Consider the following 13,613-nt stretch of genomic DNA (forward strand, 5'->3'; position numbering starts at 1 on the left):
TGAGCCGGGTTCATGCCATTCCTTCGGCGGGCCGTGCCGGTTCCGGCCGGTGGATCCCGCGCGGGCGGTATCCCAGGACGTCCGCGAGCCCGACGAGATCCGCGAGCAGCCAGACGATGGCGAGCCACATCTCCGTGCCCTGGAGGCCGGGTTCACGGCCCGGGCCGGTGCCGTCGGGAGTGGGGCCGAAGGGGAAGCCCCGGCCCGGGGCCCAGCGGCGCAGCACGGCGGTGAGCTGGTCCGACGCCCAGGAACGGGCCTCCTCGCCGCGGTGGGTGGTCTGCCGGGCGCAGAGCCACAAGGGGTGGATCACGTCCAGGACGTTGCAGGCGTTCTCCCGGCCGCGTGCGAAGTGGCGGGGGTCGCGCGCGTGGTCGAGGACCGTGTCGACCACGCGCTCCGCGTACGGCACGGGCAGGCCGAACTGGGCGAAGGAGCCGCGGGTGAGCCGGTAGTAGCCGTTGACCATCTGGAGGCGTCCGGACCCGGGGGTGGGCGCGCCCCACATGCCCGTCCAGGGATCGGCGTGGGTGTGCAGCCAGCCGAACAGGGCCTCCAGCGCCCCGGGCGCGGCGGCCTCCGTGCCGAGGCGCAGGTTCCAGTGCGCGGCGGTGGCCCAGGAGTCGACCCACGCCCCGGCGTGCCAGGCACGGTCGCGCCAGGGCAGCCCGGCCAGGTGCCCGACCAGTTGCTCCGGCGTGGTGGTGCGCACCGTGTGGACCGGGTGCGCGAGGGAACTGCCGAGCAGATCCAGCGCGTAGCCCACGCACAGCACGTGATACGCCGAGGCCCCGTCCTCGGGCAGCCCGGCGGGGCCGGGGACCGGCGGTGCCGCGGCGAACTCGGGGACCAGTCCGGTGACGGGGTCCTGGAGCGCACGCAGCCGGGCCGCGTGCTCTGCGGCGGGCAGTTGGGGAGGCGCCTGACCGAGCAGCAGCGCGGCGATCTCGACGGCGTCGCAGTGCGCCCGCACGGTCGGCTCGGCACCGGGCCGGTCGACGTACCGGCCGGTGTCGGGCTGCCGGCAGCGGTCGAGCAGATCGGCGGCCTGCGCGCGGGCGGCGGTGGCGAACGCGGACAGTTCAGCGACGAGCGCCGGCCCTTCCGGGGAAGGGCGCGGTGCCGCTCCGCGCGTTGCGCCCGCCCGCGGCTCCCGGCGGTCGCGGATCCGGCGGGCCGGGTTGCCGGCCGCCACCGTCCACGCCGGCAGGTCCTTCGTGACGACCGCGCCGGCACCGATGACGCAGTGGTCGCCGATGGTGACTCCGTCCACGACGACCACGTGGGAGCCGATCCACACGTCGTCGCCGACCGTGATCCCGGTGGTGGTGACGGGCTGCTGATGGACCGGCAGGTCGGGCGAGGTCCCGTGGTTGAAGGCGAGCAGCGAGCTGTGGGCGCCGATGCGCACCCCGTTCCCGAGGGTGACGGTGCCGCGCACCACGGTGAAGGGGTTGATCGTGCAGTCGGCGCCGGTGCGTATGTCGCCGGTGACGTAGGCATGGGCCGCGATGTACGACCGGTCGCCCAGGGACAGCTGCTCCGGGTACACGGCAGCTGTCTCCGCGACGAAACAGCCCTCGCCGAGCCGTACGGACGCCACCCCCGCCCCCGCCGCCGCTCCGTCGAGCAGCCGCTTCTGACGCTGCTCCTGTGCCGCGCGCTGCCCCCGCGACGCCTGCTCGGCGTAGAGCCACGGACAGTGGTCGAAGAGGCCGTCGTCGTCGCTGTCGGGCTGGTTCACGTGATCCTCCACTGGGTCGCGGGGCGGACAGTGGATATCTGTGCCCGTGCCAAGCTGAGTCCCATGCCGATCTCCGGGAACCAGGATCTCGACGAGCCCGTCACCGCGCAGCGCCCACGCTTGTCGGCCCTGCTGCTCGGCATCCCCGCGCTCCTCTTCGCCCTGATCACCTGGCAGGTCGTCGCGGACGGTCCGCTCGTCCGCCTCGACGAGCGCGTCAGCCGCGCCCTCGTCCACCCGGACGGTCTCTCCGAGTCCCTCTCCGACCTGGGCAACCTCCAGGTCGCGCTCCCGGTCCTCGCCGTGGCCCTCGGATACGTCGCTCTACGGACCCGCGGTACGGACCGCTGGTGGCTGCCCGTCATCGCCGCGGCCCTCGTCATGGCGCTGGTTCCGGCCCTGATCGTCCCGCTCAAGGAACTCACGGACCGCCCGGGCACCCCGGCCGTGCCGCCCGCCACCGGCTACTACCCCTCGGGCCACACCGCCACGGCCGCCATCGCCTACGGCGGCGCGACCCTGCTCCTGCTCCCCCGGCTGCGCACCCCCTTCGCCCGCCACGCCCTCGTCATCGCCTGCGTCGCCCTCGTACTCGGCACGAGCTACGGTCTGGTCCGCCGTGGCTACCACTGGCCACTGGACGTGGTGGCCAGCTGGTGTCTGTGCGCGGTGCTGCTGTCGTCGCTGTGGCTGTTCCTCAGGCGGACAAGACCACCGGAGCAGCCCCGTTGAGCCCTAGTCCTCGTGGTCCGTCGCCTGCCCCGCCGCCGCCTCGTGCATCGCCAGTTCCAGCAGGGCTGGGTCCGTCAGGGTGCCCGAGCCGTCCGGGGGGACGAGCCAGCGGACGCCGCCGGGTGAGGAACGGCCCGGGTACGGCACGACGATCCAGGTGCCGGGGCCGGCCGTGCGGATGCCCGTGCCGAGCCAGCGGGCCGCGGTGCCCGGCGGCACGAAGAACCCCATGCGGGCGTCGCCGAAGTCGACGAGCACGGGGCCCGGCTGGTCGAGCACGCGCGTGAGCACGTCGAGCGTGGCGTAGCCGAGCTCGGCGGGCAGGATGAGCACGTCCCACGCGCTGCCGGCCGGCAGCAGCGCGACCCCGAGCGGGTTGCGCTCCCACTCCCAGCGGCAGGCCTCGGGATCGGGTGCGACGGATGCGAGCCACTCGACCGCCGTCTTCGCACCGGTCATCAGGAGGACCTCCTTCTCTCGTGCATCTCTGCATCTCGTGAATCTCGCGGAACGCGCGGGGCGTCCCGAGGGCGTCACGAGGGAGAGGGAGGTTTCCTTGTGGTCATTACGCGGGTTGTGTCCGCTCGTTGGAGTGAACCGTCTCACACCCCGCCGGTTCAGCTGTCGAAGCCCAGCCCGAGCCGGTCCATCGTGCGCAGCCACAGGTTGCGGCGGCCGCCCTGGGCGTCCGCGCGGGCCAGGGACCACTTGGTGAGGGCGATGCCCGTCCAGGCGAAGGGCTCCGGCGGGAAGGGCAGGGGCTTCTTGCGGACCATCTCCAGTTCCGTGCGTTCCGTGCGCTCGCCCGACAGCAGGTCCAGCATCACCTCGGCGCCGAAGCGCGTCGCACCGACGCCCAGACCCGTGTAGCCCGCCGCGTACGCGACCTTCCGCCGGTGCGCGGTGCCGAAGAACGCCGAGAAGCGGGAGCAGGTGTCGATCGCGCCGCCCCAGGCGTGGGTGAAGCGCACGCCCTCCAGTTGCGGGAAGCAGGCGAAGAAGTGCCCGGCGAGCTTGGCGTAGGTCTCCGGGCGATCGTCGTACTCGGCGCGGACCCGGCCCCCGTAGGGGTAGATCGCGTCATAGCCGCCCCAGAGGATCCGGTTGTCGGCGGACAGGCGGAAGTAGTGGAACTGGTTGGCGCTGTCCCCGAGGCCCTGGCGGTTCTTCCAGCCGATCGAGGCCAGCCGCTCGGCGCTGAGCGGCTCGGTCATCAGGGCGTAGTCGTAGACCGGGACGGTGTACGAGCGGACCCGTCGGACCAGGTTCGGGAAGATGTTCGTGCCGAGGGCGACCTGGCGGGCGCGGACCCGGCCGTACGGGGTGCGTACGGCCATGCCGGCGCCGTACGGCTTCAGGGTGAGGGCGGGGGTGTGCTCGTGGACGCGGACGCCCAGCTCCATGCAGGCCCGCTTCAGGCCCCAGGCGAGCTTCGCGGGATGCAGCATGGCCACGCCCCTGCGGTCCCACAGGCCCGCCTGGAAGGTCGGTGAGTTCACCTGTTCCCGGACCGCCTCGGCATCCAGGAACTCGACGTCCCCGGCGAGGCCCCGGCGGGCCGTCTCCTCGTGCCAGTCGCGCAGTTCCGCCGCCTGGTAGGGCTCGGTGGCGACGTCGATCTCGCCGGTGCGTTCGAAGTCGCAGTCGAGGGAGTACCGGGCGACCGCCGCCTCGATCGAGTCGAGGTTGCGGGCGCCCAGCTCCTGCAGCTTGTGGATCTCGCCGGGCCAGCGGGCGAGGCCGTTGGGCAGACCGTGGGTGAGGGAGGCGGCACAGAATCCGCCGTTGCGGCCCGAGGCGGCCCAGCCCACCTCGCGGCCCTCCACCAGCACCACGTCCCGCTGCGGGTCGCGTTCCTTGGCGATCAGCGCCGTCCACAGTCCGCTGTAGCCGCCGCCGACGACCAGCAGATCGCAGGTCTCGGAGGTGGTGAGGGCGGGTTCCGGGCGGGGCCGGCCGGGGTCGTCCAGCCAGTACGGGACCGGCTGGGCGTCGGAAAGCGAACGAATCCATGTGTTCCGCTGGTTCATGGCGCTCGGGGCCATGATGTCAACTCCCTACGGTCAGGCCTTTTGTCTGTTGCGCCGATTACCGACGACCATGGAAGCCAGGACGAGCAGCACGGCGACGACGAACATGGTCGTGCCGATGACATTGATCTGAACGGGCGTTCCGCGCTGCGCCGAACCCCAGACGAACATGGGGAAGGTGACGGTCGAGCCGGCGTTGAAATTGGTGATGATGAAGTCGTCGAAGGAGAGGGCGAAGGCGAGCAGGGCGCCCGCCGCGATTCCCGGTGCCGCGATGGGCAGGGTGACCCGGACGAAGGTCTGGAACGGGCCCGCGTACAGGTCCCGCGCGGCCTCCTCCAGCTTGGGATCCATCGACATCACGCGTGCCTTGACCGCCGTGACGACGAAACTCAGGCAGAACATGATGTGCGCGATGAGGATCGTCCAGAAGCCCAGCTGAGCGCCCATGTTGAGGAACAGGGTGAGCAGCGAGGCGGCCATGACGACCTCGGGCATCGCCATCGGCAGGAAGATCAGCGAGTTCACGGCGCCGCGGGCGCGGAACCGGTAACGGACCAGGGCGAAGGCGATCAGCGTGCCGAGGAGGGTGGCGCCGAGGGTCGCCCAGAACGCGATCTGGAGGCTGACCGACAGGGAGCCGCACAGATCGGAGACGCCGCACGGGTCCTTCCAGGCGTCCAGGGAGAACTGCTGCCATTCGTAGTTGAAGCGCCCCTTCGGTTTGTTGAAGGAGAACACCGTGACGACGACGTTCGGCAGGAGCAGATAGCCGAGCGTCAGCAGTCCCGCGATGACGACGAGATTTCTTTTCAGCCAGTTGACGAAGGGCATTTAGACCAGATCCTCCGTCCCGGACCTGCGGATGTAGAGAGTGACCATGAGGAGAATGGCCGCCATGAGGATGAAGGAGAGTGCCGCGGCCGTCGGATAGTCGAGCACTCTCAGGAACTGCGTCTGGATGACGTTTCCGACCATGCGGGTGTCCGTGGAGCCGAGCAGGTCGGCGTTGACGTAGTCGCCGGCGGCCGGGATGAAAGTCAGCAGCGTGCCGGAGACGACGCCCGGCATCGACAGCGGGAAGGTGACCTTGCGGAAGGTCGTCCAGGGGCGGGCGTACAGATCACCGGCGGCCTCGTGGAGCCGGCCGTCGATGCGCTCCAGCGAGGTGTAGAGCGGCAGGATCATGAACGGCAGGAAGTTGTACGTCAGTCCGCACACCACCGCGAGCGGTGTGGCGAGAACCCGGTCGCCGGCGGTCCAGCCGAGCCAGTTGGTGACGTCCAGGACGTGCAGCGTGTCGAGCGCGCCGACGAGCGGGCCGCCGTCCGCGAGGATCGTCTTCCAGGCCAGGGTGCGGATCAGGAAGCTGGTGAAGAACGGCGCGATCACCAGGATCATGATCAGGTTCCGCCAGCGGCCCGCGCGGAAGGCGATCAGATACGCGAGCGGATAGCCGAGCAGCAGGCACAGGATCGTCGCGGTGCCCGCGTAGAGCACCGACCGGACGAACTGCGGCCAGTACGCGGACAGCGCGTCCCAGTACGTGGCGAAGTGCCAGGTGACCTTGTAGCCCTCCTCCAGTGAGCCCGTCTGCACGGACGTGGAGGCCTGGTAGACCATCGGCAGCGCGAAGAAGACCAGCAGCCAGAGGATGCCGGGGAGCAGCAGCCAGTACGGCGTCCAACGGCCCCTGCGCTTCGGGGGCTGCGGCTCGGGCGCTTCCGGCGCGAGCGGCGGTGGCGCCTCGGTGAGTGTCGACATCAGGCCGCCTCTTCCACTCCGGCGTCGGCGTCCTGGGCCGCGTCCAGACCGAAGGTGTGCGCCGGGTTCCAGTGCAGGACGACCTCGGCGCCGGGCACGAGCCGCGGGTCGCGGTCGATGTTCTGGGCGTAGACCTCGAAGTCCGGGCAGACCGGGCTGTCGACGACGTACTGCGTCGAGACGCCGATGAAGCTGGAGTCGGCGATCCGGCCGGTGATGCGGTTGCGGCCCGCGGGTATCTCGCCGGCGTCGTCCGCGTGGGTGAGGGAGATCTTCTCGGGGCGGACGCCGGCCAGCACCTTGCCGCCGGTGGCCGCGGGGGCGGAACACCGCGCCTCGGGCAGCACGAGCTTGCCGCCGCCCGCCTTCAGCACGATCTCGCCGCCGCTCTTCGAGTCGACCTCGGCCTCGATGAAGTTGGAGGTGCCGAGGAAGTTGGCCACGAAGGTGGTGCGCGGGTTCTCGTAGAGGTCGGCCGGCGAGCCGAGCTGCTCGACGCGGCCCGCGTTCATCACGGCGACCGTGTCGGCCATGGTCATGGCCTCCTCCTGGTCGTGCGTGACGTGGATGAAGGTGATGCCGACCTCGGTCTGGATGCGCTTGAGCTCCAGCTGCATCTGGCGGCGCAGCTTGAGGTCGAGGGCGCCGAGCGGCTCGTCGAGGAGGAGCACCTTGGGGTGGTTGATCAGCGCGCGGGCCACGGCGACGCGCTGCTGCTGGCCGCCGGAGAGCTGGTGAGGCTTCTTGCGGGCCTGCTCGCCGAGCTGGACGAGGTCGAGCATCTCCCCGACCTGCTTCTTCACCGACTTGAGGCCGCGTCGGCGCAGGCCGAAGGCGACGTTCTCGAAGATGTCGAGGTGCGGGAAGAGGGCGTACGACTGGAAGACCGTGTTCACGGGCCGCTTGTACGGCGGGAGCGCGGTCACGTCCTGGCCGCCCAGCGCCACGGTCCCGGCGGAAGGTTCCTCCAGGCCGGCGATCATGCGCAGGGTGGTGGTCTTGCCGCAGCCCGAGGCGCCGAGCAGGGCGAAGAAGGAGCCCTGCGGCACGGTCAGGTCGAGCGGGTGGACGGCGGTGAAGGCGCCGTAGGTCTTGGATATGCCCGTGAGGCGGACGTCGCCGGTGGGGTCTGTCTGGTTCGTCATGGTGGTCACGCCCCCGTCAGCTTCGCGAACTTCTCTTCGAACTCGGTCTCTTCCTTCGAGCTCAGCGAGCGGAAGGCGTGCGACTTGGCGGCCATGGCCTTGTCGGGGATGATCAGCGGGTTGTTCGCCGCGTCCTCGTCGATCTTCGCCAGTTCGGCCTTCACGCCGTCGACGGGGCAGACGTAGTTGATGTACGCGGCGAGTTCGGCGGCCGGTTTCGGCTCGTAGTAGAAGTCGATGAGCCGCTCGGCGTTCGTCTTGTGACGGGCCTTGTTGGGGATCAGCAGGTTGTCGGTCGACGTCATGTAGCCGCTGTCCGGGATGAGGAAGTCGATGTCGGGGCTGTCCGCCTTGAGCTGGACGACGTCACCGGCCCAGGCGACGCAGGCCGCGAAGTCGCCGCTGGTCAGGTCCGAGGTGTAGTCGTTGCCGGTGAAGCGGCGGATCTGGCCCTTGTCGACGGCCCTTTGCAGCCGGGCGATGGCCGCGTCGTAGTCGTCGGCGGTGAAGTCCGCCGGGTCCTTGCCCATGTCGAGCAGCGTCATCCCGACGCTGTCGCGCATCTCCGACAGGAAACCGACCCGTCCCTTGAGCTTGGGGTTGTCCAGCAGGTCGGACAGCGACTTCACCTCGACGCCGTCGAGGGCCTTCTTGTTGTACGCGATGACGGTCGAGATGCCCTGCCAGACGTACGAGTAGGCACGGCCCGGGTCCCAGTCGGGGCTGCGGAACTGGGCCGACAGGTTGGCGTAGGCGTGCGGCAGGTTGGCCGGGTCGAGCTTCTGCACCCAGCCGAGGCGGATGAGGCGGCCGGCCAGCCAGTCGGTGAGGACGATCAGGTCGCGGCCGGTGTCCTGGCCCGCGGCGAGCTGCGGCTTGATCTTGCCGAAGAACTCGTTGTTGTCGTTGATGTCCTCGGTGTACTTGACCTTGACGCCGGTGCGTTTCGTGAACTGCTCCAGCGTCGGATGGTGCTTGCCGCTGTCGTCGACGTCCATGTACTCGGTCCAGTTGGAGAAGTTCACCGTCTTCTCCTTGGCCGAGTGGTCCTCTGCCGGGACACCGCCCTGCGACTTGCCCGCCGCCGGGATGCCGCAGGCGCTCAGCGTCCCGATTCCGCCGGCCGCCAGCGCCCCGCCGGCGGAGGCGCGCAGCAGCGACCGCCGGGTGAGGGCGGCCCTGCCGTTCCTGAAACTGCGCCGCATGGCGGCCACTTGGGCCGGGGACAGGCGGTCGGGCTCGTACTGCTCCATGCGCGTGGTGCCCTTTCGGAGGGTGGACGGCCGTTGGTCAGGCGGCCTGCATACGACTATCGGTCCCCGAAGACGGTGCGGTGCCAGTCCTTGGCGGCCACCGCGGTGTTGTCGAACATGACGTGCTTGATCTGGGTGTACTCCTCGAACGAGTACGCGGACATGTCCTTGCCGTAGCCGGAGGACTTGTAGCCGCCGTGCGGCATCTCGCTGATGATCGGGATGTGGTCGTTGACCCACACACAGCCCGCCTTGATCTCGCGCGTGGCCCGGTTCGCCCGGTACACGTCCCGGCTCCACGCGGAGGCGGCGAGCCCGTACGGGGTGTCGTTGGCGAGCGCGATGCCCTCGTCGTCCGTGTCGAACGGCAGCACGACCAGCACGGGTCCGAAGATCTCCGACTGGACGATCTCGCTGTCCTGGGCGGCGCCGGCGATGAGGGTGGGCCGGTAGTAGGCGCCCTTGGCCAGCTCGCCCTCCGGCGCTTCTCCGCCGGTCACCACGCGCGCGTAGGCACGCGCCCGGTCGACGAAACCGGCGACCCGGTCGCGCTGGACGTGCGAGATCAGCGGTCCGAGGTCGGTGCCGGCGGCGAACGGGTCGCCGAGCCGGACGGTCTCCATGAGCGCCGCCGTCCGCTCCACGAAGGCGTCGTAGAGCGGTCGCTGCACGTACGCGCGCGTGGCGGCCGTGCAGTCCTGCCCGGTGTTGATGAGCGCGCCGGCGACCGCGCCGTGGGCGGCGGCCTCCAGGTCGGCGTCGTCGAAGACCACGAAGGGCGCCTTGCCGCCGAGCTCCAGGTGGAGGCGCTTGACGGTGGCGGTGGCGATCTCGGCGACACGCTTGCCGACGGCGGTGGAGCCGGTGAAGGAGGTCATGGCCACGTCGGGGTGGCCGACGAGGTGCTCACCGGCCTCCCTGCCGGTGCCGGTGACGATGTTGATCACGCCGTCCGGGATCCCGGCGTCCGTGGCCGCCTGGGCGAAGAGCAGCGAGGTCAGCGGGGTGAGCTCGGCGGGCTTGAGGACGATGGTGTTGCCCGCCGCGATCGCCGGCAGGACCTTCCAGGCGGCCATCTGGAGGGGGTAGTTCCAGGGCGCGACGGAGCCGACGACGCCGATGGGCTCGCGCCGGATGTACGAGGTGTGGTCCCCGGAGTACTCACCGGCGGACTGGCCCTGGAGCAGCCGTGCGGCACCGGCGAAGAAGGCGGTGTTGTCGATCGTTCCCGGGACGTCGAACTCCCGGCTCAGCTTCAGCGGCTTGCCGCACTGGAGCGACTCGGCACGGGCGAGGTCCTCGGCACGGTCGGCCAGAACCGCGGCGAAACGGTGCAGGGCGTCGGAACGCTCGCCTGGTGTGGCCGCCGCCCAGGCCGGGAAGGCCGCGCGGGCGGCGGCGACGGCCCGGTCGACGTCGGCCGTGCCCGCCAGTTCGTACCGGAGCACCTCCTCGCCCGACGCCGGGTCGACGACCGCGTGCGTCCGGCCGGAGGTGCCCCTGCTCAGGCGCCCGGCGATGTACTGCGCGCCCTCCGCGTAGCGCTCCTCGGCCGGGAATCGGTCCGGGGTGGCGTTGCCCGGGTTGTGCATGTCGCTCTCCTCCGTGTCCCCGTGAGGGGGCCGGCGTGGCTCAGGCTCGATTTGAGTGCCGATCCTGACAGAGGGATGGCATGCCAACAAGGGATTCCGTTGTTGATTTTTGGTTACGCGACGGAATCTGTCGACCAAGTGTCGAGTCCGCCGTGCATGGACAGGACGGTGTGTCATTGGACAGGACGGTGTGTCAGTGGTGCGTGCCAGACTCGGGTGCATGGAGAAGATCACGGGGGCGGTCCATTCCCGGGACGCCCTGCTCGGGGCGGTCCGCGCGGGGGCCAGGGTCAAGTATCTGCATTTCTGGGGGCACCGGCCGCGGCCGGACGGCCGGATCGGGGCGAGCTGTCTGAGCCAGTGGTGGCGGGCGCCGTTCACGGTGGACGGCGTGGAGTACGCGACGGCCGAGCACTGGATGATGGCGGGCAAAGCCCGGCTCTTCGAGGACGCGGCGGCGGAGCGGGCCGTCCTGTCCGCCGCGCATCCCGCCGAGGCGAAGAAGGCCGGGCGGCTCGTGCGCGGGTTCGACGAGGCGATATGGGAGCGGGAGCGGTTCCGGATCGTCGTGGAGGGCAGTGTCCACAAGTTCGGCGCGCATCCCGAGCTGCGGGAGTTTCTGCTGGGCACGGGTGATCGCGTGCTGGTCGAGGCGAGTCCCGTGGACCGGGTGTGGGGCATCGGGCTGGCAGCGGACGACGAGGCCGCCGCGGATCCGGAGCGGTGGCGTGGGCCGAACCTGCTGGGCTTTGCGCTGATGAAGGCGCGGAATCAGCTGCGCGGGGCATGAGTCGGGGGCCGGCCCACAGGACCGGCCCCCCGGTGGGACAGCGGCTTCAGGCAGCCGCGCCGAGCCCGCCCATGATGCTGGCGAAGAGCAGGAAGCCCAGCAGCGGAAGGATCACGGTGGCGATGATGCCGCAGACCAGACCGGCGGTCGCCGCACCCTTGTTGGTGGCCTCACCTCGGGTGGCCTTGCCCCGGCCGATGGCGCCGAAGATGATCGCCAGGATGCCCAGGATCACGCCGAAGAACCACAGCAGGAAGGTCAGGCTGCACACCACGCCGATGATGCCCAGCACCAGACCCGTGGTTCCCAGGCCGTTGCTCGGCTGCGCGGGCATCGCGTACCCGGGCGCCTGGGGGTAGCCCGCGGGCGGCGCGGCCGGGTAACCGGGGCTGCCCTGGGGGTAGCCGTAGCCGGGGCCGCCCTGCTGCGGGTAGCCGTAGCCGGGGGCCGGCTGCTGCGGGGGCTGGGACGGCGGACCGAACCCACCGGGCGTGGGGTTGGTGTTGGACATGGACGATCTCCCCTCCGTTGTCAGACCAGGGAATCGTAGTGGCCAAGTCGGCCGCGCAGTACGGCTGTTTCAGCGGTGGGACGCGGCGGTGGCCACGGGCCCCTGGGCGCCGTAGTACGGATCGTCGTCGTGGTCGTCGCTGTTGATCGCGGCCGTGATGCCGACGGCTATCAGGACGATCACGGTGATGCCGAGGATGATCCCGATGATTCCCATGATCAGTCCCGCCTGGGCCTGACCGTGGTTGGTGGCCACGCCGGCCTCGGCGCGCTTGCGGCCCTTGATGCCGAAGACGACGGCGAGGATGCCGGTGACCAGGGAGACCACGCCGTACAGGCAGAAGAGCGTGCAGGAGATGATGCCCAGCACCATCGCGGCGACACCCATGCCGTTCTGGGGGGCCATGGGCATGCCCGGCCAGCCGTAACCGGCCTGCGGATAGCCGGGGTAGCCGTACCCGCCGGGGGCGACGGGCGGGGGCGGGACAGCGCCGGAGTTGGACGTGTCGTACTGGGGCGTGCCGGCGGGCGGGGTGAAGCCCGCGCTGGGCATGGAGGTGACCGTGGCCTGGTCGTGCACGGACGGCGACTGCGGCGTCTGGTTCTTGTCGAGCGAGGTCTTGTTCTCCGGGGGCGCCCACGGGTCGTGGCCGCCGCCTCCGTCTGGTTGCGTCGCGTCCGTCATGGTGCATCCCCCCTGGGTCGATCGTGCCGCCATGCTACGGGGCCGTTCACCGCGTCCACAGTGCGGGTGCGTGAGGGTTGCCCGCGCCCGTGGAGCGGAGCCGCACATCGGTCCAGCCCCGCGCCCCCCGAAAAGGGCGCTGCGCCACGGCATACGATGAATCCGCGTCATCGATCAGCCGATCACCCGCGCCCCGCCCGCCACGCGCCTGGCAGGGGCGCCGTTCCGGGGAGGAACCCTTGACCGAGCATCTCGTCGACCCTCGTGCCCCACGCGACCTCACGGCCTTCGTCGCCGGACTGCCCAAGGCCGAACTGCATGTGCACCACGTGGGCTCCGCCTCCCCCCGGATCGTGTCCGAGCTGGCCGCCCGCCACCCCGACTCGAAGGTCCCGACCGATCCCGCCGCCCTGGTCGACTACTTCTCCTTCACCGACTTCGCCCACTTCATCGAGGTGTATCTGTCGGTCGTCGACCTGATCCGCACGCCGGAGGACGTCCGGCTGCTGACGTTCGAGGTGGCGCGTGACCTGGCCCGGCAGCAGGTGCGGTACGCCGAGCTGACCATCACCCCGTTCTCCTCCACCCGCCGCGGCATCGACGAGCGCGCCTTCATGGACGCGATCGAGGACGCACGCAAGGCCGCCGAGGCCGATTTCGGGACCGTGCTGCGCTGGTGCTTCGACATCCCCGGCGAGGCGGGGCTCGAAGCCGCCGAGGAGACGACCCGGCTCGCCACCGACGACCGGCTGCGCCCGGAGGGCCTGGTCTCCTTCGGTCTGGGCGGGCCCGAGGTCGGCGTGCCGCGTCCGCAGTTCAAGCCCTACTTCGACCGGGCGATCGCCGCCGGGCTGCACTCCGTACCGCACGCCGGTGAGACCACCGGCCCCGAGACGGTGTGGGACGCCCTGACGCATCTGCGGGCCGAGCGCATCGGGCACGGCACCAGCTCCGCGCAGGACCCGAAGCTCCTCGCGCACCTCGCCGAGCACCGGATCCCGCTGGAGGTGTGCCCGACCTCCAACATCGCCACGCGCGCGGTCCGCACCCTCGACGAGCACCCGATCAAGGAGTTCGCCGCGGCCGGGGTCGTCGTCACGATCAACTCCGACGACCCGCCGATGTTCGGCACCGACCTCGACAACGAGTACGCGGTCGCCGCCCGGCTGCTCGACCTCGACGAGCGGGGCCTGGCCGACCTGGCGAAGAACGCCGTGGAGGCGTCCTTCCTGGACGCGGCGGGCAAGGCCAGGATCAAGGAGGAGATCGACACGTACACCGCGGGATGGCTCGACCGGTGACGTCCTCCTCCAAGCACCCCGAGCACCCCGAGCACCCGGGACACGCCGGGCACGCCGGGCGCCGCGT

The 13,613-nt window shown here is 70.6% G+C and carries 13 protein-coding genes; 3 read left to right on the top strand and 10 right to left on the bottom strand.

Annotated elements, in window-relative coordinates; genetic code table 11:
• Positions 1-10: 10 nt before the first annotated feature.
• Positions 11-1,744 carry an acyltransferase gene (locus ACH4G3_RS38660; RefSeq protein WP_397628868.1) on the bottom strand — a complete coding sequence of 578 codons (1,734 nt, stop codon included), beginning with the start codon at positions 1,742-1,744 and terminating at the stop codon, positions 11-13.
• 63 nt (positions 1,745-1,807) lie between these two features.
• Here ACH4G3_RS38660 and ACH4G3_RS38665 point away from each other — a divergent pair, with 63 nt between their 5' ends.
• A complete protein-coding gene (locus tag ACH4G3_RS38665; protein ID WP_397628869.1) occupies positions 1,808-2,476 on the top strand; it encodes a phosphatase PAP2 family protein in 669 nt (222 codons plus the stop codon).
• 3 nt (positions 2,477-2,479) lie between these two features.
• Here the strand turns inward: ACH4G3_RS38665 and ACH4G3_RS38670 are convergent, their stop codons facing one another.
• The 7 genes from ACH4G3_RS38670 to ACH4G3_RS38700 form a co-directional block, all read right to left on the bottom strand.
• Positions 2,480-2,935 (bottom strand): hypothetical protein, encoded by a 456-nt coding sequence (locus tag ACH4G3_RS38670; RefSeq protein ID WP_354745337.1) that lies wholly within the window; start codon positions 2,933-2,935, stop codon positions 2,480-2,482.
• Positions 2,936-3,093: 158 nt separating this feature from the next.
• Positions 3,094-4,521 carry an NAD(P)/FAD-dependent oxidoreductase gene (locus ACH4G3_RS38675; protein WP_397628870.1) on the bottom strand — a complete coding sequence of 476 codons (1,428 nt, stop codon included), beginning with the start codon at positions 4,519-4,521 and terminating at the stop codon, positions 3,094-3,096.
• Positions 4,522-4,539: 18 nt separating this feature from the next.
• A complete protein-coding gene (locus ACH4G3_RS38680; RefSeq protein WP_397628871.1) occupies positions 4,540-5,340 on the bottom strand; it encodes an ABC transporter permease in 801 nt (266 codons plus the stop codon).
• On the bottom strand, positions 5,341-6,270 hold the full coding sequence (locus ACH4G3_RS38685; protein WP_397628872.1) for an ABC transporter permease: 930 nt from the start codon (positions 6,268-6,270) through the stop codon (positions 5,341-5,343).
• Positions 6,270-7,415: an ABC transporter ATP-binding protein gene (locus ACH4G3_RS38690; protein ID WP_397628873.1), complete on the bottom strand. Its 1,146-nt coding sequence runs from the start codon at positions 7,413-7,415 to the stop codon at positions 6,270-6,272. The genes ACH4G3_RS38685 and ACH4G3_RS38690 overlap by 1 nt, the downstream gene beginning before the upstream one ends.
• 5 nt (positions 7,416-7,420) lie before the next feature.
• The gene (locus tag ACH4G3_RS38695; RefSeq protein WP_397628874.1) at positions 7,421-8,668 is read right to left on the bottom strand and encodes a polyamine ABC transporter substrate-binding protein; all 1,248 of its coding nucleotides are present in this window, start codon (positions 8,666-8,668) and stop codon (positions 7,421-7,423) included.
• 56 nt (positions 8,669-8,724) lie between these two features.
• Positions 8,725-10,260, bottom strand: a complete 1,536-nt coding sequence (locus tag ACH4G3_RS38700) for a gamma-aminobutyraldehyde dehydrogenase (RefSeq protein ID WP_397628875.1) — start codon at positions 10,258-10,260, stop codon at positions 8,725-8,727.
• 220 nt (positions 10,261-10,480) lie between these two features.
• On the opposite strand from ACH4G3_RS38700, the gene ACH4G3_RS38705 reads away from it, so the two are divergent.
• A complete protein-coding gene (locus tag ACH4G3_RS38705) occupies positions 10,481-11,050 on the top strand; it encodes an NADAR family protein (protein WP_397628876.1) in 570 nt (189 codons plus the stop codon).
• Positions 11,051-11,096: 46 nt separating this feature from the next.
• On the opposite strand, the gene ACH4G3_RS38710 is transcribed toward ACH4G3_RS38705, so the two are convergent.
• Both ACH4G3_RS38710 and ACH4G3_RS38715 read right to left on the bottom strand, forming a co-directional pair.
• Entirely contained in the window at positions 11,097-11,561 is a 465-nt protein-coding gene (locus ACH4G3_RS38710) for a DUF4190 domain-containing protein (RefSeq protein ID WP_397628877.1), read from the bottom strand.
• Between the two features lie 69 nt (positions 11,562-11,630).
• Complete coding sequence (locus tag ACH4G3_RS38715) at positions 11,631-12,245, bottom strand: DUF4190 domain-containing protein (RefSeq protein ID WP_397628878.1); 615 nt, start codon at positions 12,243-12,245, stop codon at positions 11,631-11,633.
• Positions 12,246-12,484: 239 nt separating this feature from the next.
• On the opposite strand from ACH4G3_RS38715, the gene ACH4G3_RS38720 reads away from it, so the two are divergent.
• Positions 12,485-13,546 (top strand): adenosine deaminase, encoded by a 1,062-nt coding sequence (locus ACH4G3_RS38720; RefSeq protein WP_397628879.1) that lies wholly within the window; start codon positions 12,485-12,487, stop codon positions 13,544-13,546.
• Positions 13,547-13,613 lie beyond the last annotated feature (67 nt).

The sequence above is a fragment of the Streptomyces afghaniensis genome (assembly GCF_044327915.1).
Taxonomy (GTDB): Bacteria; Actinomycetota; Actinomycetes; order Streptomycetales; family Streptomycetaceae; genus Streptomyces; species Streptomyces afghaniensis.